The organism is Erythrobacter dokdonensis DSW-74, assembly GCF_001677335.1.
GTDB classification, from domain to species: Bacteria; Pseudomonadota; Alphaproteobacteria; order Sphingomonadales; family Sphingomonadaceae; genus Erythrobacter; species Erythrobacter dokdonensis.
Genome location: NZ_LZYB01000003.1, coordinates 33,934 through 57,341, shown reverse-complemented (window position 1 = coordinate 57,341; position 23,408 = coordinate 33,934). Strand labels below are relative to the sequence as shown.

The following is a 23,408-nucleotide window of genomic DNA, read 5'->3' as shown; positions in this document are numbered from 1 at the left end:
AAAGAGGCGATTTCATGATTGAACAGACCCGTCGCACCAATCGGTGCGCGCGCGGCCTTCTTCTTGCCCTGGCTCTGGTGTGCAGCGTTCTAGGGACCCCACCAGCAAGGGCAGCGGAGCCAGCCAGTGTAGCCGCTGCGAACTTGGTGCATGAAGCCGATCTGGCGGTGACGGCGCGCGACGGGACGCGGCTTTCGGCTCATGTGTTTCGGCCCCAGAGCGACACACCGCTGCCCGTAATCCTCTCTTTCACTCCCTATGCCGTGCAGGAGCTGCTGCCCCGCGCGCGGTTCTTTGCCGCGCATGGCTATGTCTTCGTCGCCGTCTCTTCGCGCGGCCGGGGCGATAGCGAGGGGGCGTTCGAACCCTTCAGCGCGCACGACGGCAGCGATGCCGCCGACGCCATTGCCTGGGCAGCGGCGCAGCGGTGGAGCAATGGCCGGGTCGGCATGTGGGGCGGGTCCTATCTCGGCTATTCCCAGTGGGCGGCTGCCGGACAGCGTCCCCCGGCACTCCGCACAATCGTGCCCGCGGCAGCGGTATTTCCGGGGGTCGACTATCCGGGGTGGGGGCGGGTCAACCTCACTTACCAGTTCCAGTGGCTCCAGGCGTTGCAAGGCCGCAGCGACTGGTTCGATACCGCCTTTGACGATGCAGGCTGGGCCGAGGCGACCCGCGCGCAGCGGCGCGAGGGCCGAGCTTTTGCCGATCTCGCCGCACGTTCGGGCACGCGTGCGTCCATTGCGCGCGCATGGCTTGCGGCTACCCCTGCCGACTGGAGCAAGGCCGCGCCGTCGGATGCCGCACTTGCGGGGCTCGAGATCCCCGTGCTCACCATCACCGGCCAATTCGACGGCGACCAGCGCGGCGCGCTTGCCCACCACGCCCGCTGGCTGGCGGCACGGGGCGGAGCGAGCGAAAACAGCTTTGTCCTGATCGGCCCGTGGGACCACGGCGGCACCCGCACCCCGCGCGAGACGATGGCGGGCCAAGCCGTCGATCCGCAGTCGGTGATCGACATGAACGCGCTTCACCTCGCCTGGTACGACTGGACCTTGAAGGACGGCCCGCGCCCGGCTTTCCTCGCCGACCACCTCACCTATTTCGTGCTCGGCACCGGCGAGTGGCGCTCTGCGCCTTCACTTGCAACGCTGGACGGGGCGCGGCCCTATTTTCTCGCCAAAGGCAGAGACGGTCGCGGCGCGCTTGCTGACAGGGCCGCAGCCGCCACCTTCCGTTACCGGCTCGACACCCGCACCGGCGCGCTTGCCAACCCCATTGGGTTCGAACCCCTGCCGGGTGACCTTGGCGATATCGATGCGCTCGGCGCGGATGGTCTGGTGTTCGAAACCGCCCCGCTCGATCAGCCGATGGACCTTGTCGGCATGCCGCGCTTCTCGGCGTGGGTCGCGTCGAGTCGCCCGGATGGCGACATCTTCGCCAGCCTGATCGCGGTGACGCCCGATGGCACGCGCATCCGGATCGGCTTCGACGTCGTGCGCTTGCGGCACCGCAACAGCGACGCGCGCGAGGAACTGATGCAGCCGGGGCGCTACGAAGTAGTGCGCTTCGACCGGTTCGGCTTCGTGGCGCGGCGGCTTGCGGCGGGGACGCGGCTGCAACTGGCGCTCCATTCCAACCCGTCAGCCATTTTCGAGATGAATTACGCCGGCGGCGGCGTGGTCGCGCAGGAGACTGCGACCGACGGCGGCGAGCAGATCATCACAATCCGCCAAACGCCGCAGCAACCCGCGCCGCTGTTCCTGCCACTGCGTCCGGCCATGGGATCACGGTGATGCGGGGGCATTTGCACCTTGGTCGCCTGCTGATCCTGTTCGGTCTCGCTCTGGCAGCGGGTGCGGCAGCGGCGCGCGAGGAGCGCCCCCTGACGCTCGATAGCGGTGCGGTGGTGGTCGGCTCGGCGACGCTGGGCCTCGCCTCCTTTGCAACCGGGAATGCTCCGCCGCGCCCGGCGCTCGATCTCGCCATCGCCGAGGATGGCGCGCGCGCCGACAGCCTGCGCCCGGCGATCCGGGGCGACGTCAGCCTCACCCGCGGCCGGATGCACGCCGACGACGGGCGAATCGTGTTCCTCGAATCGCTCGCCAATCACGGGATGGAGCCAACCACAGTGCGCCTGCGCTGGACTGCCTATCTGCCGGGTGACAGGGCGAGCGCCCTTCACACGGCGTCAGGTTGGCGCAGCGCTGCGGGCTGGCATTTGGAAAGCAGCATCCCCGGCAGGCTGGTCAATGGATGGCCAGCGGGCACACCTACCTATCCGGGCCATGATCCCGGCTACATAGCGTGGGAAGTAACCCTCGATCTCCGCCCCGGCGAACGCAAGGCGGTGTTGGCAGCAATGACCCCGGCGGGCCACGCGCCGCAGCCCGCGCTGGACTGGCTGAGCGCTGCACAGACCCGCGCTCTTATGGGGTGGAATGGCGGCGGCGGCCGGTCGCTGGCAGGTGGCCGGACCGCTGCCCTTGCGCAGTGGCAGGCATGGCGGAAGGAGTTGGGGGCTGAGGCGCTGCTCGAAGACAGCCTTGCCCACGCCGCTTGGCTGGCGGCCCGCTCACCCGGCCTCACGCCCCTTTCGGCAATTCATCCTCAAGCCTATGCTGAGGCGCGCCGCGTGGCGCCCGGCGATGAACGCCCGCTGGCAGGGCTTCCGGTGGCGGTGAAGGACATCATCGATGTCGCGGGCCTGCCGACTCTGGCTCTGGCCGAGCCGCTTCCCCGCGCCGCGCCCCGGGACGCCCTGATCGTCGAACGGCTCCGCGCGGCGGGCGCGGTGGTCCTCGGCAAGACTGCCTATGACGAGGATTTCGGCGATTATGGCATGCACCGCGCCACAGGGCGGCTGCGCGGGCTGATCCACCCCGACCTTACGGTGACAGGCTCCAGCGGCGGCAGCGCCATTGCTGTGGCCGCGGGAATCGTCCCACTCGCGATGGGGAGCGACACCTGCGGGTCGCTCGGCACGCCTGCCAGCCACGCCGGCATCGCGACGATCCGGCCGACTGTGGGATTGCTGCCCTATCAGGGCGCACGACCGCTCGACCCGGATCTCGATACGGTTGGGCCGATTGTTGCCCGGGCGGGTGACTTGCAGCAGGTTCTTGAGGCCCTAACCGGGCAGGCACCGTCTGGCGACGCACCGCAGACTATCCGCCTCGGATTGATCGAACCATGGCCGGATACCTTGCCGCCAATCTCTGCCGAGGTTGGCGTGCAATTTGGCCGTGTGATGGATCGGCTTCGCGCTGCCGGAATCGAACTGGTTCCAGTTGCCCTGCCAGATTGGTCCTCGGCCCGGGCCGCCTTGCGCGCGGCGCCCGATCGCTACCCGGTGGCCGCAGCACTGACGGACTGGCTCGCCTTTCGGGACGACCCGAGAAGCCTGCAAGACCTTGCAAACTCGCCCAACCTGCTTGCTGAGGAACGGGCCGATCTGGCAGCCTTGGCCGGAGCCAGGCAGGATGCCGATGCTCGCGAGAGGCGCGAAACAGCACTCGCGGCGGCACGCGCCGCTGTCGTCGGCCCGATTGCGAGATTTGATCTTGATGGATTGATCATGCCAGCGACGCTTGCCTGGCCCGGCTTGCTGGATGTAACCCGGCCGGGTGCGGGCGAGCCGGCGATGTGCCCCCTTTCGGCCTATCCCCGCCTACCTCAGATCACATTGCCTATTGCTGTTGGCAAAGCTGAACCCCCGCTTGGTGCAGCGCTGATCGGAAGCGCTGATGGGGATTGGCATCTCGTCTTGGTCGCCGAGCGGATTGCATCAATCGTCAATCCAAAGAATTGAGATCGGGAAGCATCGGTTGCAAGCCGCGCGCATTGCTGCACGGGACGAGATCCCAGATGAACACGTCCCTTCCTTCCACGGCCAGTAGAGTAAAAGCTGAACTTCAGGAATCCACCCACGAACGGTCATGAGCGCGGACGAGAAAGTATCCTGAAAGCCGCCATAGGCCGAGCGCGCCTCCCGCCCGAAATCACCGCCTTTCCGCCAGCTTCGCGAGACACCTCTCCTGCTCGGCGCGTGCTGCTTGTTCTTGCAGCTGCTTGCGATAGGCCCGCTCCCCATGGAGCTGCCTCACCTCGCGGAACATCATGACAAGCTGGAAAACGGTCATCGGCGCGCGCCAATAGCGGTTTGAGAGCCGTCCCTCGATCTCGGTAAGCAAATGAGGCCGTTCCCGGTCGGTTGCAGCGACCAAAGCTGCGGCGATATCGCGGCTGCTGGCAATGCTGTGCATGCGCGCAGTGGCGGGCAAAATCACCATGCCGACGGCGGTCAGGCTGATGGCAACCACGCCGGGAATGAACACTCCCCTGCGCTCGGGCGAGAACTCAAGAGCGAATGCCGCGAGCGTTGCTGCCCCAAACGCAATGATGAGCGCCAATGGCACTGCGACAGCGACCGGGTGACGGCTCGCGAAGAACCGGACGCGCGAGATGAGGCCGGGGCGCGGCAAGGTACCAAGATGCGGAACGTCGCGGGAGTTGCAGTCAGTCATGGTGATCTCCTCATTCTGATGGTTGGGCCGCCGGTGCGTTCAACCGAGCGGTCAGCGCGATGGAAGCTCGCTGAACAGCGCTGCATCAATCGCTGCGCGTATGATCGAACCCGCCCGCGCCAGTGCCCGACCAGTGATCGAAGCTGCTGCCGGTCGACCCGAAATCATGGTGGTGATGGTCATGACGGTGATGATGGTCGTGGTGGCTGTGGTGAGTGTGGTGATCGTCCCGGCGGTCCAGATTCACGCCGAAGGGGTTGCCGCCGACATCAACGCCGCCGATGCCGGGGGTGATCATGGGAAGGCCGGTGGCCGGGTTTATTCTGGGCCCCTCGTCGATGGGGGCGCCCGGCGGGGTGCTCGGGCTGGTGAACAGGCCGGTCAGCCGTCGGAACAGTCGCATGGATATCTCCTGTCATTGACGGGCTGTTGCACCACGAGCCCTTGGGGTGGTGCCCACATGTTCACACGTTCACACGTTCACATGGGCATAGTCTCACATTCTCACTTCAACTCATACCCCTCAAAATCCTGCCTTTTCTCTTGTTCCCGGGATCGACTAGCGGCCAATGGGGCTCTCGCCGTACTTGCGAAGGACGTCGTCGAAGGCTTCGGCCATGAGGTCCTGGAGGCTGAGGCCATGACGGCGGGCACAGGTGTGCAGGGCGAGCGACAGCTCAGGCGCGAAGTAGCCAGAGATCGCCTTGCGGCCGACGCGGCTCGGCGGGGTCGGGACCTGAGCGATGGGTGGTGGCGAGGCAGGCGCGGCGGCCTGTGCCTCATCCTTGGGCTTGCGATCGGCAAGGTTGGCGAATCGGTTCATGCGGATTTCCTCTCATGGGCCTGAGACTGTGAACGTGTGGACATGTGGAGCTGTTCACATGCCCACATGTGCAGCTGTTCGATCTCGCCCGCTGCCTTGCCGTCGGGATCAAGCTCGAACACGGTCTGCCCGGCTGCGACCGCGTGACGATAGGCGGCGCGGTCCGGCAGGATGATGGGGCAGGTCTGGCCGCCGAACCCGGTCACCAGCTCACGGGCATCGGCATAGATGTGCGGGGCATGGGGCGGCCCGGCGGTGAACACCACAAAGGCGGGACGCGCCAGCAGCTCGACCAGACGGATGGTCGTGCGCATCGCCGCAAGGTCGAAGGCGCTGGGTCGGCACGGGATCAACACCAGATCGGCGCACTCGGCTGCCTTGCTGGCAGCAAGATCGGCATGCGGCGGCGTATCGATCACGATCAGCTCGGCGCCCTGTGCCGCCGCCGCAGCGATCTTGGCCGGAATGCGTGGCGGCGCGCTGTCGATCACCTCCGGCGGCGCGCCTTTCCGCCACTCAGCCCATTGCGAGGCGCTGGCCTGCGGGTCGGTGTCGATCAGCAGGCTGACCCGTCCCGCCCGGGCGGCTGCGGCAGCGAGATGGATCGCCAGCGTGGTCTTACCCGCACCGCCCTTCTGGCTGATGATCGCAATTGTTTGGGTGTGGGAATGTGAAGGCGTGGTCATGTGCGGTGGTCCTCATGTTCACATGTGGGCATGTGAGGCTGTGCGAGTGTGCGGGACGTGCAGGCGTAGGGATCCGGGGGCATCATCGCGGTCACATCCCGAAGTCGTAATCGCGGTCGCGCGACAGATCTGGTCCGCTGGAGCCGCGCCCTGGTTCACTGCGCTCGGGCGTCCGCTCCAAAGCCAGTTCACGGTCCTTCGTCTCCGTCGGCGAGGGGAGAGCGTGGCCATTTTCCCGGGCGGTCTCGATCGCGCTGCTTTTCTCGCCGGTTCGGCTCTCCACCTGCCGCTCGACGCGCGAGGGATTGTCGGTCACCAGCGTGGCGTTCTCCGCGATCCGGGTCACGGCGACCAAGAACGAGGCCGAGGTATTCAGCATCCGCTCGCGCTCCGACATCATGATGATGCCGTCCCTGGCGGTCATGCCTTGCGCGACGTGAACGTTGATGGCGTAGGCTAGGTCGAGCCGCTCGAGCATGGGATCGCCGCGCGGCAGATCGTGGAGCTGGCCGTCGCTGCCTTTCACGGTGATGGTGTCGCCGTCGATGCGCGCGACATGGGCAATATCGCCGTTGAGCAAGCCGCGCTCTGCGTCCTTGGCGGTCCAGCGGATGCGGTCACCCTCGTGCAAGCTGATCTGCTTGGGTTCGAAGATGGTGACCGCGTCGTGCTTGAGGTTGCGGGGAAGACGGTCGGGATCGAAGCGACGGATCTCGCCGTCGGGCATGACGAGTTCGACCTTGCCGTCCTTGATGCCGATAACCGTGCCGCGTTCGCCGCGGGCAAAGCCTTGTGCGCGCAGGTTCGTCTCGATGGCGACGACGCGGCCGTCCTGATAGCCCTTCAACTGGCGGGCACCCTCGCGGGTGATGGTGACCCGGTCGAGCACCTCGAGCGTCACCCCGCGCTCGCCCACTTCGCCGCGTTGGATCAGCGCCTCTTGCGCGGCGGCATTGCCTGCGCTGCGCATCGCCCGCCCGGCCGCGAGAAGGATGGTGTTGTCGCGCTCTTCCCTGGGGAGGTTGGCCCACATGGCAGCGGCAGCATCGGGGATCTTGCCTGAAGCCACCTCGGTCGTGGCAGGCTTCAGTACCGCGAAGGCTTCGCTCACATCGCCCTGTTCGAGCGCGCGGTTGATCGCGACCATCTGAGGGGTCTGCGCGCGCAGGTTCTCGGTTATCTGGCTTTGGCCAAGGTCCTGCTGCTGCAACTGCGCGAAGGGTTTTCCGGCTTCGATGGCGGGTAGCTGCTTTATGTCGCCAGCCAGCACCAGCTTGCTGACATCCATCTCGTTGGCGAGGGCGATCAGCCGCGCGAGCCGGTCGGTGCCGATCTGACTGGCCTCATCCACCATCACCAGCGCACCGGACAGCTCCGCCCTTACCACTACCACCTTATCCGCGCTGGCACTGCCATCGATGATACGGGCATACCGGGCCAGAAACGCATCGACGGTCGATGCCGGACTGGCCGTCTTCTCCCCAAACTCCCGCGCGATCCGGCCCACGTGGGACAGCGCCACCACCTGCCGCCCCTCCTCCCGCGCAATGGCCGCGACCGGAGCCAGCGCCGCCGACTTCCCCACACCCGCGCCGCCCTGAACAAGATGCACGCGGTCCCTGGAGGTGAGGATCGCGACGCCCGCCTGCTCCTGCCCTGTGTTGAGGCGGCGAAGGCCGATGGCCCGCGCCTGTTCCTGCAACCGCGCGACGATGCCGTCCTTGTCAGCGATGGGCTGAACGCTGTCCTTGCCTGCCTGCGCCAGCGCAATGACCTTGGTCTCCATGGCCAGCGCTTGCTCGGTGGTGAGCATCCGGTCGCGATCAGCCGGACCGCTGCCGACCAGCAGTCCCCGCTCCTGCAACAGATCGATCCGCGCCTCGATCATGTCGACCGTGACTGGCCCCTGCCGTTCGAGCGCGGTGCGGATCAGATCATTGCGGGAGAAGGCTGCCTCGCGTTCGCCAAGCTCTCGTGCGGCTGAGGCGACTGCCTGCGCTGCGGCAAAGGCCTTCGGCTCGAGCCGCCCGAGCCGCTCTGGCACCAGCGGGTCGCCATCCCTCGGGGTCAGCCCCATGGCACAGGCAATTGCTATGCCGCGCTCGCCGATCCCGCGCATACCTTCGACGACCCGCGACCAGACAGTCTGCTGACCCGCCGAGCGGGCCATGGCACTCTCGATCAGGCGCGACGGGTCGAAGCCTATAGCTCGCGCGGTTTCCTTCCACGCGGCGACCTGCCGCGCTGCATCCGGCTCCAACTCCTTCCCGCGCCGGGTGGACAGCGCCGCAAGCTCACGCTCGCGGGCGCTGCCTCGGTCTTCCTTGGCCAGCTCGGCGAGGATTTCGGCGCGGCGGGTCGAGAACGCCTCAACCGCTTCGCGGGTCACGCCCTTGATCTCGAAAGCACCGTCGATGGCATTGCGGGCAGGCACGGTCTCGTAGCCCAATGCTTCGACGCGGCTGCGCAGTTCGGCATTGTGGATCGCCGACAACACGTGTTGCGCGCGGTAGAGTTCATCGTTGCGCACCGCATGCCATTTGCCATCCGAAGCCATGGTCGCGTTAGCAACAACGGCATGGATGTGGAGCTGTGGTTCACCATTCCTGTTCACGTCATGCAGGAAGGTCGCGGCGATGAGGTTGCCGGAGCGCTCCGGCACCTGCCGTCCTTGTGCTGCATCCCAGACCCGAGCTTCGACGACGTTCTTCTCCGTCCAGCGCAATGTTGCAGTCACGGACTCCTTCAATGCCTCGACCAGACGCTTGTCTCCGCCGAGCATCGCGACAAGCGACACGGACTTCGACGCCGAGAAGGTCAGATCAACGCCGGGGCGATGCACGCCGTCCTTCCCGGCAATCACCGAGCCGTCGGGCAGCTTGCCGTCGAGCACGGCAGCAAAGGCCGCTTCCTCGACCTTGCCGGTCAGGCCGAGCGCGTCCGCGCCCTTCCCGAACCAGGCGCTCGCATCCTGCGTCTGGTCCGCAGTGTAATAGTTGTCTTGGCAGAGGTACTCCGCTGCGGATGAGGCCGATCCGACCGAGGCGAGCGTAATCATCGCCGATCCTCATGGGCAATGACGCGCAGGCCGAGATCGCGCTCCTGCTCTGGGACCCGGCAATCGGTAACACCGTACTTGCGGGCGATCAGCCGACACATTTTCGCGGGGTGGTCGATCAGCTTGCCTGACTGCCAGACCGACCAGCCATCGAACTGGGTGGGAAGAATGGTTGCGACGAGCGCGCCCATGAGGAGTGCCAGGCCTCCGCAAGCCGACAGAAACTTGAGCGACAGAAAGCGGTTGTCGCCGAGGTAGATGGATCGCATCTGGCGCGGCTCGCTGGCGAGTGCGATCGACTTGTCGAGCTGTTCGGAGATCTTCGCGAGGTGCGGCTCGAGCGCGGCGAGAAGGCTAGGCTCAAGTGCTTCGAAGGCAGCGAGGAGCTGCTCGGCCCTCTTGTAGAACGGCGAGAGACTGGCCTGATCCTGCTCCCAGAAATGGGCGAGAAGCTTCTCCTGGGCAATGCGATTGGCCTCTTCGCCGCCGTTCCACTTCTCGGTCAGCTTGCCAAGCATCCGCGCATTGTCCGCCTGCGCCCGGTCCAGCTCCATCACCAGTTCGCGCAGCTGGTGCACCAGCCCGCTGACGGTCGCATCAAGTCTTGGAGCAGCCTCCTTCTGGAACAGGGCACGGCCGGCATCGGCGGCCTCAATGAATTCGACGACCAGATCCCTGAGCAGGGCCGCGTTCGACAGACTCCGTTCGGCTGCGATGGCGCTGAACCGGGTGTAGATGTCAGATGAGACGCTGGTGTTGAGCTGTTCAAGCTTGGCCACTGGAACCTCCCGCGATGACAGAGGCAAGAGGCGACCGTCTAGAAGTCAACCTGTTGAAATATGGCGTTTCTATAGACACGCCATAGGCCGTCTGTGCCGCTGGGGCAGCTTTCGCGGCGCGATTATGAACCTGTCTAGAGCCTAGAATGGCGGATTTCTGGGGGTCTTTGCCCGCCCAGACCACACCGCCACGTAGCGTGGAGTGTGTAATTCTATTTTCCCCGCCGAGCCCTTGTGCCGCCCTGATTTCCGAATTCCATAATGGTCTGGAATTCCCGTTGAGACCATCCCGGCAGGGAACGCGATAGGTTGAGACGCGGCACTTGGTCATTGCTCGGCCCCCCTCATGCGGTGTCCACGATCTTCTCCGACAAAGGTCCGGAGAGCTGCCTGACAGGCCATCGCGAAGCTCTGCCCGGCGTCCGAGCGGGACGGGGCGACTTCGAACGGACGGTCAGGCACGCTCCCACCCGCAAAGCCCTTTGCCGCCTCGATCATGGGCGCAAGGCTCGATGCGTTGCGCATCAGCCCGGCCAGACATTTCCGGCCTGATCGTGCGCGGTATCGGTGCTCTGCCGGAAGCCGCGCGTTACGGTCGATGACGAGCACCGACAGCGCTGCTCTCTCGCGCCCCATCCGGTCGCAGGCTGCAGCCCAGGTGGGCTGGGAGATGCCATGCCAAAGGCACGCGATGGCGGCCGCCTCCACAATGTCTGGCCAGCCCAGTGGCTGCGTGGATGGCAGCAGAGCCCGATAATCGTCGCTCGCAAGGCTGGCGGCTATAGCTGGCGTGATCTCGGCTGACCGATCAGCGTAGCTTTGTCCGGCGGGCGCGCGGGTACAGTGTTTCGATGAGTCTTGGATAGGTATATTGGGTGCGAAGATTTCTTCCGTCCGGACGGAAGATTTCGTGTCACCAGACGGAAGATCCAGCTGCACCAGCAGCGCCTCCAGCGACGCTTTCAGGGCCTCAAGCTTCTCAATGGACTCGATGCGGGACACGCGGCCCCTAGGCAGGATCCGTTCGGCCTCCTCGACGGTCTCCGCCGCCTCGGTTGCCCTGATCTGGCGAGCGAGCATAACCAGCTCGTAGCGCAGGGCGGCAACTGCATCTCTCTGCAGTTCCATGGCCTCATGCCGCGCCATCCACCGATGGTAGCCATCGATGACCGGTCGCAGGCTGATCCCCGCGAGGCTGACGATCGCGCCGTGACGGCGCTGACCCGTGCGGCGCGCATGCGGAACATGGGTCCGCTCAATGAACCCGCCGCGCTCCAGCTCGGCTTCGGCGTTGTGCAGGACCTTCGTCGAAATCCGCAGCGTTTGAGCCGTAGTTTGCGGTTGCTCCCACACACCGCAAATCTTGCCACGCTCGAAGTCGGACGACCGGCACCCGAGCAGATAGTGCTTCAGGACACGCACTGCGGTCGCCGACAGGCGTTCCTCGCGACAAGACCCCGACGCGATTTTCTCGATCAGATCAGCCAAGCTGAAGTGGGTAACGCCTGGTGGCAGACCACCATGGGCCAAGGAGGCGCTCATTTTGCACCTCCCGCAAGGTTTGCCCTTGCACGCGATTCGTCGCTCGCGTAGGTGGAAGAGGTAGCTGACGCGCTATGAAATTTGCCGGTGGTGGGGATGGCCGTCCCCCCGCCGGTTTTTCGTTTCCGGCATCGGTCTGGTGGATCGGTTATCCGCGATGCCACTGCCCTGTTGGCATTTCCACAGTCAGAATGAAGCGATGGCCTACCCCCAGAGCCCTCATAAAGGCCGAGAGGGTGGGCGAATGTCTTGCCCTTACCCCGTAGGTGACTGAAAAACATACTAAACGCTTATCCTCGCGAAATTGTATGTTCCCGTCAGAATCCCTTCGCCCGCTCCAGTTTTCCGACAAACCAGCACAAAACGCCGCAGCACACCGTCACAAGCGCGCGGCTGTTGTCGCATTTGTGCCGCAGTCGGTCGGCGAATCTGCGCGGTTCACCGGTTTGACCCCTTGCAATACCGTGTTTGGCTGCTAGCTGCGTGATACGTTATCTCATTCAATCAACGGAAACCCCATGACCGCTCGCAAAATCCGTCTCGCGCCTTCCCGCCTTACCCTCGCCACCGCGATCGGCCTTGCCGTCTCAGCGAGCCCGGCCTTTGCCGAGGACAACGCCGAGGAGCAGGCCCAGCCCGCCGACAATGCGACCCAGGTGGAAGACGACCTCCACAACCGCCAGGCTGACGGGCAAGGCAACATCATCGTCAGCGCCTCGGGCCTGAGGGAGCTCGACGTGCTGGCCGGGACCAGCGTCCTGGAAGTGCGCGACATCCAGCGCGAGGCCGTCACCGGCCAGATCGGTGAACTGCTGACCAAGATCCCCGGCGTTTCGGCCACCAGCTTCGCCCCGGGGTCATCGCGTCCGGTGCTGCGCGGCCAGCAGGGCGAACGCGTGCGCGTGCTGGTTGACGGGGTCGGCACTGCGGACGTTTCGAACACCTCGGTCGACCATGCCACCAGCATCGAGCCGATCACGGTGGAGCGGGTCGAAGTCCTGCGCGGCCCCGCCGTCCTGCTTTACGGCAGCCAGGCCATCGGCGGTGCGGTCAACGTAATCGACAAGCGCATCCCGACCCGCATGCCGGAAGAGGACTTCCATCTCGACGCCTTTGCTGGTGTCGACAGCGCCACCAACCTCAGGACCGGCGCGGCCTCGCTCGACGTGGGGATCGGCTCGAACCTCGTGTTCCATGTCGACGGATCGTGGCGCGATACCGGCAACATGGACATCGGCGGGTTCCAGCTTTCCCCGGAACTGCGCGAGGAGCTGCTGGAAGAGGCTGCGGAGAAGGACGCCGATGGCGAGCCCGATGAAGCCGCCGAATTCCGCGAAGCGGCCGCCCAGCGCGGCTTCGTGCCCAACAGCGACATGCAAAGCTGGACGGTCAATGCCGGCCTTGGCCTGATCCTCGGCGAGAGCACCTTCGGCGCCTCGCTGGGTTGGTACGACACCAACTACGGCGTCATCAAACGCCCGGGCCTGAAGAAGGAAGAAGAGGAAGAAGGCGGCGAAGGGGAGAAGAAGGAGGAAAACGTCCGCATCGACCTCCAGCAGTTCCGCGCCGACTTCAAGGGTGACATTTATCTGGGCGACGGCGCGTTCGAGCGGCTCAAGCTGCGCGTGGGCTATTCCGATTACACCCACACCGAATTCGAAGGGCCGGGCGAAGTCGGCACCGTATTCGACAGCACCAGTGTCGAAGCCCGCGCCGAACTCGTCCAGAACGCCGACGGGATGCTACGCGGCGCGACCGGCATCCAGTATCTCCACCGCGATTTCAGCGCGGTCGGGGCAGAAGCCTATGTTCCGCCCAACCTGACCGACCAGGTGGCGATCTTCACCTTGCAGGAATTCGGCACCGGCCCGGTCCAGATCGAAGCCGCTGCGCGTGCCGAGTTCACCGATGTCGAGGCCCAGACCCTCGGTATCGAGCGCGATTACGAAACCTTCTCGGGCGCGCTCGGCCTCGTCTACGAAGGCATTGAAGGCGTGCGCATCGGCCTCAACGGCTCGCGTGCGGAACGTGCGCCGAGCGCCGAGGAACTGTTGTCCGACGGCCCGCACATTGCCACGCAGGCCTTCGAGATCGGCGATGCCGACCTCGACACCGAAAGCGCCTGGGGGCTGGAAGCCTATGCGCGCGGCAGCATCGGGGCGGGGACGTTCAACCTCACCGTCTTCAAGCAGTGGTTCGACAACTACATCTTCCTTGAAGATGCAGGGTTCGAGGAAGACAGCCTGCCGGTGTTCGAATATCTCCAGCAGGATGCCGATTTCTTCGGGATCGAGGCGGACTTCTCTTATCCGGTGGTCGACACCGGGACTTTCCGCCTGCTGACTGACCTGCGCGCCTCCTATGTGGAGGCCGAGCTGGCGGACGGGACCGCCGTGCCGCGCATCCCGCCGCTGAGCCTGCTCGGCGCGCTGGAAGCGCAGACCGATTCCTTCGACGTTCGCGGCGAAGTGCAATGGTTCGACGGGCAGGACAGGGTTACCGCCTTCGAAACTCCGACGGACAGCTTTACCCTGGTCAATGCCCTGGTGGCGTGGCGCCCGCTGGCGGATAACCAGAACGTGACCGTCCAACTGGCGACCGACAATATCTTCGACGTCATTGGTCGCCGCCACGCCAGCTTCACCAAGGACTTCGTCCCCCTGATGGGCCGCAACTTCCGCGCCAGCGTCCGTTTGAGCTTCTGATCCGTAGCTCCTGCGGGCAACAGGGTCGCAATCAGGGGCAGCCGGCCGGATATTTCTGGCGTCCGGCTGCCCCTTTTTCGTGCCTCAATTCTCCACCGTGAAAAGCAGTTCGGCGTGCTCCTCGAGCCGCTTGACCAGATCCTCGCCCAGAAACGCGCCCGGCGTGCCGATCCCGCCAGGCTTTTCGCAGGAAAGCAGCGCGATCCCCGTCTCGCTCAGCATCCTGCTGGTCGATCCGTAACCCGGATCATACTTGCCCTTCACGCCATATTGCAGCCGCTCGCCGCCCGGCATTTCGGCCACGAACACGACATCGTAGAAGCCGGTCTCGCGCTCCTCCTTGCTCGGCCCTTCGCCGGGCTTGGGAGGCTTTGCACCAAACGGGTTCTTCATCATCTCCAGCGCCGCATTGGCCGCCGCCTTGCCCGCCTCGCCGGGGCTGGTCAGCATCATCTCGTCATACTTGAAGTCGGTGCCGTATGGATGGCCGAGGAGGAAGTTGGTGCGGTGGACGTTCTTGGTGTTGATCGGCGCCATGACAAAGGGCGCAGACCACTTACCGAGGTCGTCCTCATAGGAGGGAATCATGCCCGAAGGCTGGTCGGGGCCTTCAAAACCCGGCGTCAGCGCAAAGGGATTGCGCAACACGTTGATGACCGAGATATCCCTGGCCGCCGCCTTCATGGTCGCGCCGAGGCTGGCGGCAGTGCCGCCCGAAAAGGTCCCCTTCATCGCCCGCACGCGCCCGCGAATGCGCGGGGCGGGCTGGCCGAAGCGTTCGACGCAGGCCTTCTGCGTCATCATCACGCCGAGATCGAAGGGGATCGAATCGAACCCGGAAGAAAAGCAGATGCGCGCGCCGCTGGCTTCGGCGGCGGCCTGGTGCTCGGCGATCTTGGCCGCCATCCACGCCGGCTCGCCGCACAGGTCGGCATAGTCGGTGCCGGTCGCAACGCAGGCCGCGACCAGCTTGTCGCCATAGAGCTGGTACGGGCCGACCGTGGTGAGCACCACGCGGGTCCGGTTGCACATCGCCTCAAGGTCGGCGTCGTCATCGGCATTGGCGACCACCAGCGGCGTGGTGGCAGGCGCGCCGATCAGGTCGCGCACCTCTTCAAGCTTAGCGAGGCTGCGGCCCGCCATCGCCCATTTCGGCCCGTCATCGCGCGCGCCATAGTGGTGGGCGAGATATTCGGCGACGAGCCGCCCAGTATAACCGGTGGCGCCGTAAACGATAATGTCGAATTCGCGGGTGCTCATGCGTTATCTCCTTTGCGCGAAGCTGATGCGCGAGGGAGTGGCTCAAGTCCAGACCCGCTGCCCTAGAGCCTCGGAAGCGTCACCCCGCGCTGGCCCATGTATTTGCCCGCGCGGTCCTTGTAGCTGGTCTCGCAGCGCTCGTTGCCCTTCAAAAACAGGAACTGGCACGCGCCTTCATTGGCGTAGATTTTCGCAGGCAGCGGGGTGGTGTTGCTGAATTCCAGCGTAACATGCCCTTCCCAGCCCGGCTCGAGCGGGGTGACGTTCACGATGATCCCGCAGCGCGCATAGGTGCTCTTGCCGAGGCAGATCACCAGCACATCTTCCGGCACGCGGAAATATTCGACCGTGCGCGCCAGCGCGAAGGAATTGGGCGGGATCACGCACACGTCCGTCTCGCGGTCGACGAAGGAGTTCGCCGCAAAATCCTTGGGATCCACCACGGCGCTATCGACATTGGTGAAGATCTTGAACTCCGGCGCGACCCGCGCGTCGTAGCCATAGGATGATAGGCCATAGGAAATCACCCCGTCGCGCCGCTGGGCTTCGACGAAAGGCTCGATCATGCCGTGTTCGAGCGCCTGCGCGCGGATCCATTTGTCGGAGAGAATCGCCATGTGGATGTGATTCCCGATGGATGCCGGGCCAGCAAGGGCCAGCGCGAAATTATCCGGATGAGTTTGGTCCAGGAGCGGAACGGGGCGCCCGGCCCGCCTCCTAGGGGACCGCCTCGACCTCGGCGGCGGATGGCGGGCCATCGCCTGCACCCTCGCCCTGTTCGTCCGGGGGCAGCACGAAATAGGTTTTGACGACCACCCACTGGTTGTACATCCGGCGCCCGGCCTGATTGTGTACCCGGATGCGCAGCCATCGCTCTGTTTTCAGGGCTGCTTCACCAAAGCCGTGGCCTTTGGGCTGCTCGGCGGCGAGGCTGCAATCGCGCACCCGATCATAGCGCAGAACGAAGCATTTGAGGTAAGCTGCGCCTTCGATCTTCGCCTCGCGCGCGGCGGCGGGATAGACGCGGTAATTCTTGGTGAAATCCATGCCGGGCGCCCACGAGGCGATAAGCTGGCTGCCCCGCCCCTTGCCGTTTCCGGCACCGCCGCTGCCATTTCCGCTGACACCATTGCCCCCCGCACCCGCTATCCCTGCAGGCCCGTGCGCCTGATCGCCCCGGCTCTCGGCACCTGGCGTGATCAGCGGACCGTCACCGGTCCGGGGTATCTCGGGCAGCACGACGGGCGCGAGCTTGATCGGAGCAACCGGCATGACCGGCAAAGCGGGGGGTGGAGCAATCGTCAGCGGGCGGCTTTGCGGGGCGGCTTCCTCGGGGCTCTTGGCGAAAACCTCAGGCTCGTCGATATTCTCTTCCTCGGGCGGGTCAGGCGCCGTGGCGGAAATCTGGCGGGCGGTCAGGACCACGAGGGATTCGGCAAGACGATCCGGCTTGTGGCGCGGATGCGATATCAGCAACATCAGGCTGAGCAGGCCCGCCGTCAGTGCCAGCGACAGGATCAGCGCGGCGCTTCTTTCACTAGCGCTGTCGCGTGGAGAATATCCCGGCGGACTGCTCGAAGGAATGCCACGGAAACCGAACATCTCGCGTCAGATGCTCCATGATGGAACAATGGTTCCAGGGCGTGCCTGGCTTTCAAGGCGCGATTGTCGCGGCTTCCGGCTGGTCCCGCCGGCCCGCAATTTCGACCCAGGGGCAATATGCTGGAAAGAACCTGTCTGCCTGATTAATCGACGTTTTCTTCCGCTTGCCCCTTGCCCTGAGGCACATTGCGCGGGTTCGGCGGCGACACGGGTGCCGGGCGCCTGGTGACGGCTCGCCCCCCGGCCTTGGCGTCGAGCAACAGCAGCGAGATCCGCCGGTTCCTCGGATCGGCGGGATCATCCGCGATCAGCGGTTCGGTTTCGGCCACGCCCTCGATCCGGGCAATCCGCTGCGCGGGCAGCCCGCCCAGCAACAGGGCCTGCCGGGTGGCCTCGGCGCGGCCGGTGGAAAGCGACCAGTTGTTTGCTGTCACGCTCCCGCGCCACGGCAACGAGTCCGTGTGGCCGCGCAGGATCAGCGGGGCACGTTCGTCCTTCAGCGTTTCGGCCATCACCTCAAGCAGGCCGCGCGCCTCGGTAGTGAGGATCGTGGTGCCGAGTTCGAACATGGAAAAATCTGCATCGTCGACGAGGTCGATGCGGATCCCCTCCGGCGCGCGCATCACCCGCACCTGCCGGGCCAGATGGGTTAGCTGGCGGCGCTGGACGAGTTTCTTCTCGATCTTGTCTCGCAGTTCCCTGAGCTTGTCGGAATCCATCTCGCCGCGCCCGCCGCCCTCGACCGGGCCGCCGGTGACGCCGCGCGGAATGGTGATCGCTCGCGTGCCGGTCTGGCCCATGGAGTTGGGGTAATTATCCACATCGGTTATCGATGAACCGCCCAGCAATCCATCGGACCCGGCGCTTTCCTTGCGCAGCTTCACCAGCGTCGGAGTGAAATAGTCGGCGATCCCCTTGCGCTGCTTCTCCTCGGTGGCACCAAGCAGCCACAGCAACAGGAAGAAGGCCATCATGGCGGTAACGAAGTCGGCATAGGCGACCTTCCATGCTCCGCCATGGTGGCCGCCCTCGACGATGGTCACCTTCTTGACGATCACCGGCGCGGGCGGGGCAAGCAGTCTGGGATCGGCCTCGGCCATGCTATTTGCCCCGCATCATGTCGAGCAGGTCGGTGAGCTTGGGTCGGTGCGCGGGCGGCAGTCCCGACCGGGCCGCTTCCAGAACCAGCGGCTGCGGATAGCCGTGCAAGGAGGCGATGATCACCTGCTTGATCGAATGGAAAATCTGCTGGTCATGGGCGTTGATCTGCTTCAGCCGCGCGCCCAGCGGTCCGGCAAGGCCATAGGCAAGCAGCACGCCGAGGAAGGTCCCGACCAGGGCTGAACCGATCATCTTGCCGAGGATCTCGGGCGGCTCGCTGATCGCACCCATGGTCTTGATGATGCCGAGCACCGCCGCCACGATCCCCAATGCGGGCAAGGCGTCGGCGAGCGACTGGATCATGTGCTGCGGCTCGTCCATCTCGTGCAGCTGGGTCTTGATCGCATTGTCGATCACCTCCTCCACGGCATGGGTATCGAGCGTACCCGAAGACACCACCAGCAGGGTCAGCGGATCGCAGATCATCGCGGTCACGACGGGATCGGCCTGCAGGCGCGGATATTCGCTGAAGATGGTCGAGCTGGCCGGATCGGTGACATGGCTTTCCAGCGCCACCGCCCCTTCGGATCGCAGCAGCTTCATCAGCTTGCTCGCCAGTGCGATCGCGTCGATATGATCCTCGTCGGTATATTTCGGCCCCTTAAAGATCTTGCCGACGCCGCCGCCAAGCAGCTTGATCGCGTGCATCGAGTTGCCGATCAGGATGGCGCCGGTCGCTGCCCCGCCGATCATCATGAATTCAAGCGGCAACGCCGCCAGCACCGGACCCATGGCGCCGCCGGCGAGGATGAACCCGCCAAATACCATGGCGAGCAGCACGACAATTCCGATGGCTACAAACACGACAGGGCTCCTGCTTGGGTTCGCGCGTCAGCGCAGCGCGTCAAACAGCGAGAGCGAGCTGACCCGCGCGAAGGCCGCCTGGCTTGCCTCGAGTGCGGTCAGGGACTGCTGCAGCCGGGCGATCGTATCGGCTATGTCGGTATCACCGAAGCGCGAGCGCCGTTCGGCCAGCACCACGCCGCGGTCGGCCTGCTGCTGCTGCACCTGATCGACCCACGCCATGCGGGTGCCGAGGATGGTCTGCGCCCGGCTGGCTGTGTCGAGCGCGGCATCAAGCCCCTCCAGCGCGGCGTTGGCCGCTGCGGCCGGATCGGGCGCACCGCCAGCCAGCGCCGCTGCCAGCCCGCCGAGCACGGCAAAGGCGCTGGACGGCGTGCCGCCAAGGTCGAACTCGAACACCTCGCTGCCTGGCAATCCCCGTTCGATCGCCGTTCCCGGTGCGACCGGCACCGCACCGCTGGTGGCCGTGCCGATGTAGGTGACATTGCCCAGCGCATCACGCACGAAGGCCGGATCGGAGGACAGCCCGGCGAACAGAGGCTCGCCAGTCAGCGTCGTGCCGTTGGCACGGCTGAACAATTCTTCGGAAAGCTGCGCCAGTTCAAAAGCGATCGCCTGCCGCCCGTCCTCCCCTGCTGGGTCATTGGCGGCCTGCACCGCAAGTTCCCGCGCGCGTTGCAGCAGGCCGATAACGGCGGTCAGTTCCTCCGAGGCCGCGCCCAGATCCTGGGCGAACCGCGCGGCATTGTCGCCTTCGACCCGTGCCAGCGCCTCGGCTCTTGCCACACTGCGAAGCTGGGCGGCAGCCGCCGGATCGTCCGACCCGCGCTCCAGCCTCAATCCGGTGGCGATCTGCGTGCGGTTGCGCTCGATCCGGCCGCGCAGTTCGCCCATCTGCGCCAGCGCGCGGTTGAAGAAAGAGCCAGTGGAGGTGCTGACGAAACTCATGGCGGCGCGCTCCCTTACCTCAGGCCCAGCAGGGTATCGAACAGTTCGGTAGCGACCTGGATCACCCGGCTATTGGCCTCGAAGGCCTGTTGCAGCCGCACGAGATTGGCCGCTTCGGTATCGAGATCGACCCCGGTTTCCCTGAGGAGCTCGGCTTCGGCGCTGGCAGCAACGACGCCGAGCCCTTCGCGCCGCGTGTCGAGTGCGGCAACGCGGCTGGAGAGGCTGAGCAGCAACGCGTCGGCCTGGGATGCAGGGCCGGTCTCGGCACCCAGCGTTGCCAGAAGCGCGGCGAGATTGGACGTGTCGCGGCTGCCTGCGGGCGCGCCGGCGGGTGCGGTGGCAAGCCCGCTGGCAGAAGCGAGCGCGACGTCGATATCCGCCGCACCGGTGCCGCCCAGCAGCGGCTGGCCAGGATTGCCGGCGCTGTCCACGCCTGCCGCCTGCGCCGCATTGGCAATGCCGATCACCGATTGGGCGAGACTGTCGAGCCCGGCCTGCAGGCCTGCTATGTCGGACAGAGCGCTCGCGCGTCCTGCCATCGCGCCGCCGGCGGGCGCAAACGCCGTGCCGCCGACGTCGAAGGCGAGCGTGCCATCGGGGTTCACGGAAAGGTCGACGTTGGCCGTCACCCCGCCCGTCACCAGCGCCACCGGGGGCGCACCATCGAGACTTACGTCGGCCGTGCCATTGGCATTGATCACGGTGGCGATGCCGAATTGTTCGGCCAGCCCGCGCAATGCCTTGTCGCGCGCATCGAGCAGCGCCGCGCGCCCCGCCGTGCCTTCACGCGCGGCGACAAGATCGCGATTGACCTCGGCCAGTTCGGCCGCGAGTTCGTTGACCGTCAGCACCTCGGCTGCCGCCTCGTCCTGCACCAGGCGCCTCGCATTGGCGAGCGTGCTGTCAGCGACGCGAAAATTGCCTGCCATCTGGCGCGCGCTTTCCAGCGCCGACAGGCGCAGCGCCGGTTCGAGAGGATTGCCTTCGAGCCTGGTCAACGCTGCTTCGAATTCGACCAGGCCAGTAAAGACCCCTGAAGCTTCCAGCGCGCTCTCGGCCTCGCGCAGGGCGAAGAATTCGGCCTCTGCCGCAGCCAGGGCCGATGACGTATCGCGCGCCTGCCGCTGCACCAGCGCGCTTTCGGCCCGCACCACCACGCCCGGCCGGATGCCCCCGAGCGAATCCGCCGAGGCGCCGATCCCGATATTGCCGGTCATCACCAGCTCGCTCTGGGTAAGTGTGCGGCGCGAATAGTCGGGATTGGCGGCATTGGCGATGTTCTGCGCCGTCAGCTCGAGGCTGAGGCGTGACGCCGTGAGGCCGGACCGACCGATGGTGAAGATCGCGCTGGGCATTACCCGTCACCTCTATCCGGCAGATATTGCGCAAGCTGCGCCTCGATACTCCGTGCAAACCCGAAGGCGCCGCTGGCAGCGGCGATGTCAGCGAAGTGTTCGTCGCGCATGGTCTGGAACTGCTGCATTCCGCCGCCTGTCAGCGGCGTTTCCGCGGCAAGGCTCGCCGCGCGCGCGCTGGCGAGCATCTTGCGGATCATGATCGCCTCGAAGCCCTCGGCTGCCTGTCGCAGCTCGGCGCGTTCAGGGGACAAAGCCTCGGGACGCACCGAGCTGCTGGCAACGCGGCCAAGCGAGACGGAAGGAGGAGAGGCAAGTGGGCCGGTCACAACACCACCATTTCGGCTTGCAGCGCGCCTGCCTGCTTGAGGCTTTCCAGGATCACCACCAGATCGGCCGCGCCGACGCCGAGCAGGTTCAAGGCATCGACGATTTCGGACAGCGACGCCGCTCCGGGCATATAGGCGACCCTGTCGGCGCGCTCGGTTACGGTGATGTCGGAGGATTGCTCGATCGCGGTCTGGCCCCGGCTGAAGGGTTCGGGCTGGATCACGGTGGGGTTCTCGTCGATGCGGATCACCAGCTTGCCGTGGCTGACCGCGGCGGGCGACAATCGCACCGCGTCGTTGATCACCACCGTGCCGGTGCGGCTGTTGACGATCACCCGCGCGGCCACCGGTGCCGGGGTGACGGGCAGCATCTCGATCTCGGCCATCAGGCCCGAACGTATGTCATTGCCCTGCGGCAGGGCCAGCTCGATGCTGACCCCGTCGGCAATCGCGGCGATGCCCGGCCAGCGGCTGTTGATCGCATCGCGCACCCGCGCGGCGGTGAGAAAATCGGCCTGGTGCAGGTTGAAGCGCAATGTCGGCGAGGCATCGAACCCGGTTGCAACCGCGCGTTCGACCGTGGCCCCGTCGGCGATCCGGCCCACCGTGGTTACATTGACCGTGAGCTGTGAGCCGTCGCGGCCCGATACGCCCAGCCCGCCGACCGCGACATTGCCCTGCGCCATGGCATAGATCTGCCCGTCCGCACCGTAGAGCGGAGTCAGCACCAGCGCTCCGCCACGAAGGCTCAGCGCCTGGCCAAGCGTGGATACGGTAATGTCAATGCGCTGGCCCGGCTTGGCGAAAGGCGGCAATTCGGCGGTGACGATCACGGCGGCAGCGTTGCGCAGGATGGGCGAGACGCCCGGCGGCAGTTGGAGCCCGAGCCGGCCCGAGACACCCTTCATCGCTTCGGTGACATATTGCAGGTTGTTGTCGCCCGTGCCTTGCAGGCCGACGACTACGCCGTAGCCGGTCAGCTGGTTGGCGCGCAGGCCTTCGAACTGGCCGAGATCGCGGATGCGCTCGGCAGCGGCCGGGACGGGGACGAAGGCGGCCAGCAGCGCGAGCAGAAGGGGGAGAAAGCGCAGCATCACGGATCTCCTAGAAAGGCGAAATCGCGTTGAAGAAGCGGCTCAGCCAGCCAGGACGACTGGCCTGCTGGACCGCGCCCTTGCCCGAATAGATGATCCGGGCATTGGCGACCTGCGAGGAAGCCAGGCGGTTGTCGGCGTCGATGTCGATCAGGCGGATGCGGCCGGCGAACTGCACCCATTCATCGCCTTGAGAGAACATCATCTGCTTTTCTCCGACCACTTCGGCGGTGCCATTGGGGTAGATCGCGGCGATGGTCACTGCGACCGCACCGTTGAGGCGGCTCTGCTGCGCGGCATTGCCCCCTCCACTGAACGACCCTTCGGCCGCAGCTTTAAGGGCATCGGGATTGAGGAAGTCGAGCGGGCCGCTGGTCGGCGGGGTGATTCCGAAGCTGCCCGAACGGCTGGTCTGGCCCGCGGTACTCTTGGTAGTGGTGGTTGCCTCGGTAAGGATGATGGTCACCATGTCGCCGAGCTGGCGCGCGCGGGTGCCGGTGACGAGCCCGGCATAGCCCGACCCGGTCCGGAAGATCGCGCCCGCGCTGGTGGCGGGCACCATCGGCTGCGGCGCGGCGACGGCCAGCGGATCGCCCGGGCTTGCCGCCACGATGGCAGCGCCTGGCGGCGGGGGTGCGGCAAAGCCCGCCTGCGGCCCCGTGCCACCAGTGCCCATGCAGGCGGACAGCAGCAACGGCGCGGCGAGAAGGAGGTATTGTGGTTTCATGGGTCG

At 65.7% G+C, this 23,408-nt stretch carries 20 protein-coding genes; 3 read left to right on the top strand and 17 right to left on the bottom strand.

Features of this window, described 5'->3' with window-relative positions; all coding sequences use genetic code 11:
* The first annotated feature begins 146 nt into the window (after positions 1 to 146).
* Together I603_RS06745 and I603_RS06740 are read left to right on the top strand one after the other, a co-directional pair.
* Positions 147 to 1,796, top strand: coding sequence for a CocE/NonD family hydrolase (locus I603_RS06745; RefSeq protein WP_158093633.1), 1,650 nt, complete (start codon positions 147 to 149; stop codon positions 1,794 to 1,796).
* Entirely contained in the window at positions 1,796 to 3,811 is a 2,016-nt protein-coding gene (locus tag I603_RS06740; RefSeq protein ID WP_068863438.1) for an amidase family protein, read from the top strand. Before I603_RS06745 ends, I603_RS06740 begins: the two co-directional genes overlap by 1 nt.
* Before the next feature lie 190 nt (positions 3,812 to 4,001).
* On the opposite strand, the gene I603_RS14485 is transcribed toward I603_RS06740, so the two are convergent.
* The 7 genes from I603_RS14485 to I603_RS06705 all read right to left on the bottom strand — a co-directional run bounded on the left by I603_RS14485 (position 4,002) and on the right by I603_RS06705 (position 11,414).
* Positions 4,002 to 4,526, bottom strand: a complete 525-nt coding sequence (locus tag I603_RS14485) for a hypothetical protein (RefSeq protein WP_143736687.1) — start codon at positions 4,524 to 4,526, stop codon at positions 4,002 to 4,004.
* 85 nt (positions 4,527 to 4,611) lie between these two features.
* Positions 4,612 to 4,929, bottom strand: coding sequence for a hypothetical protein (locus tag I603_RS06730; protein WP_068863433.1), 318 nt, complete (start codon positions 4,927 to 4,929; stop codon positions 4,612 to 4,614).
* Between the two features lie 156 nt (positions 4,930 to 5,085).
* Positions 5,086 to 5,349 (bottom strand): ribbon-helix-helix domain-containing protein, encoded by a 264-nt coding sequence (locus tag I603_RS06725; RefSeq protein ID WP_068863431.1) that lies wholly within the window; start codon positions 5,347 to 5,349, stop codon positions 5,086 to 5,088.
* Positions 5,346 to 6,035 (bottom strand): ParA family partition ATPase, encoded by a 690-nt coding sequence (gene parA / locus I603_RS06720; RefSeq protein WP_068863429.1) that lies wholly within the window; start codon positions 6,033 to 6,035, stop codon positions 5,346 to 5,348. The genes I603_RS06725 and parA overlap by 4 nt, the downstream gene beginning before the upstream one ends.
* A 91-nt stretch (positions 6,036 to 6,126) precedes the next feature.
* Positions 6,127 to 9,093 carry a MobF family relaxase gene (gene mobF, locus I603_RS06715; RefSeq protein WP_068863427.1) on the bottom strand — a complete coding sequence of 989 codons (2,967 nt, stop codon included), beginning with the start codon at positions 9,091 to 9,093 and terminating at the stop codon, positions 6,127 to 6,129.
* Positions 9,090 to 9,872, bottom strand: coding sequence for a hypothetical protein (locus I603_RS06710; protein WP_068863425.1), 783 nt, complete (start codon positions 9,870 to 9,872; stop codon positions 9,090 to 9,092). Before I603_RS06710 ends, mobF begins: the two co-directional genes overlap by 4 nt.
* A 327-nt stretch (positions 9,873 to 10,199) precedes the next feature.
* On the bottom strand, positions 10,200 to 11,414 hold the full coding sequence (locus tag I603_RS06705; RefSeq protein ID WP_068863423.1) for a helix-turn-helix domain-containing protein: 1,215 nt from the start codon (positions 11,412 to 11,414) through the stop codon (positions 10,200 to 10,202).
* A gap of 518 nt (positions 11,415 to 11,932) precedes the next feature.
* Between I603_RS06705 and I603_RS06700 the strand changes: the two genes are divergently transcribed.
* Positions 11,933 to 14,119, top strand: coding sequence for a TonB-dependent receptor (locus I603_RS06700; RefSeq protein ID WP_068863421.1), 2,187 nt, complete (start codon positions 11,933 to 11,935; stop codon positions 14,117 to 14,119).
* 84 nt (positions 14,120 to 14,203) lie between these two features.
* Here I603_RS06700 and I603_RS06695 read toward each other — a convergent pair whose 3' ends face one another.
* The 10 genes from I603_RS06695 to I603_RS06650 form a co-directional block, all read right to left on the bottom strand.
* Positions 14,204 to 15,379, bottom strand: coding sequence for a saccharopine dehydrogenase family protein (locus I603_RS06695; protein WP_068863419.1), 1,176 nt, complete (start codon positions 15,377 to 15,379; stop codon positions 14,204 to 14,206).
* A gap of 62 nt (positions 15,380 to 15,441) precedes the next feature.
* Positions 15,442 to 15,996 carry a dCTP deaminase gene (gene dcd, locus I603_RS06690; protein ID WP_068350379.1) on the bottom strand — a complete coding sequence of 185 codons (555 nt, stop codon included), beginning with the start codon at positions 15,994 to 15,996 and terminating at the stop codon, positions 15,442 to 15,444.
* A gap of 100 nt (positions 15,997 to 16,096) precedes the next feature.
* The gene (locus tag I603_RS06685; RefSeq protein WP_068863417.1) at positions 16,097 to 16,981 is read right to left on the bottom strand and encodes a hypothetical protein; all 885 of its coding nucleotides are present in this window, start codon (positions 16,979 to 16,981) and stop codon (positions 16,097 to 16,099) included.
* A gap of 143 nt (positions 16,982 to 17,124) precedes the next feature.
* Positions 17,125 to 18,081 carry a flagellar motor protein MotB gene (locus I603_RS06680; RefSeq protein WP_084439939.1) on the bottom strand — a complete coding sequence of 319 codons (957 nt, stop codon included), beginning with the start codon at positions 18,079 to 18,081 and terminating at the stop codon, positions 17,125 to 17,127.
* A 1-nt stretch (position 18,082) separates the two neighbouring features.
* On the bottom strand, positions 18,083 to 18,946 hold the full coding sequence (gene motA / locus I603_RS06675) for a flagellar motor stator protein MotA (protein WP_068863416.1): 864 nt from the start codon (positions 18,944 to 18,946) through the stop codon (positions 18,083 to 18,085).
* Between the two features lie 27 nt (positions 18,947 to 18,973).
* On the bottom strand, positions 18,974 to 19,894 hold the full coding sequence (locus tag I603_RS06670) for a flagellin N-terminal helical domain-containing protein (RefSeq protein ID WP_068863415.1): 921 nt from the start codon (positions 19,892 to 19,894) through the stop codon (positions 18,974 to 18,976).
* Positions 19,895 to 19,908: 14 nt separating this feature from the next.
* Positions 19,909 to 21,252 (bottom strand): flagellar hook-associated protein FlgK, encoded by a 1,344-nt coding sequence (gene flgK, locus I603_RS06665; protein WP_068863413.1) that lies wholly within the window; start codon positions 21,250 to 21,252, stop codon positions 19,909 to 19,911.
* Positions 21,252 to 21,581 carry a flagellar biosynthesis protein FlgJ gene (locus tag I603_RS06660; protein WP_143736688.1) on the bottom strand — a complete coding sequence of 110 codons (330 nt, stop codon included), beginning with the start codon at positions 21,579 to 21,581 and terminating at the stop codon, positions 21,252 to 21,254. The genes flgK and I603_RS06660 overlap by 1 nt, the downstream gene beginning before the upstream one ends.
* Positions 21,578 to 22,675: a flagellar basal body P-ring protein FlgI gene (locus I603_RS06655; RefSeq protein WP_068863409.1), complete on the bottom strand. Its 1,098-nt coding sequence runs from the start codon at positions 22,673 to 22,675 to the stop codon at positions 21,578 to 21,580. Before I603_RS06655 ends, I603_RS06660 begins: the two co-directional genes overlap by 4 nt.
* Positions 22,676 to 22,685: 10 nt before the next feature.
* Positions 22,686 to 23,402, bottom strand: coding sequence for a flagellar basal body L-ring protein FlgH (locus I603_RS06650; protein WP_068863407.1), 717 nt, complete (start codon positions 23,400 to 23,402; stop codon positions 22,686 to 22,688).
* Positions 23,403 to 23,408 lie beyond the last annotated feature (6 nt).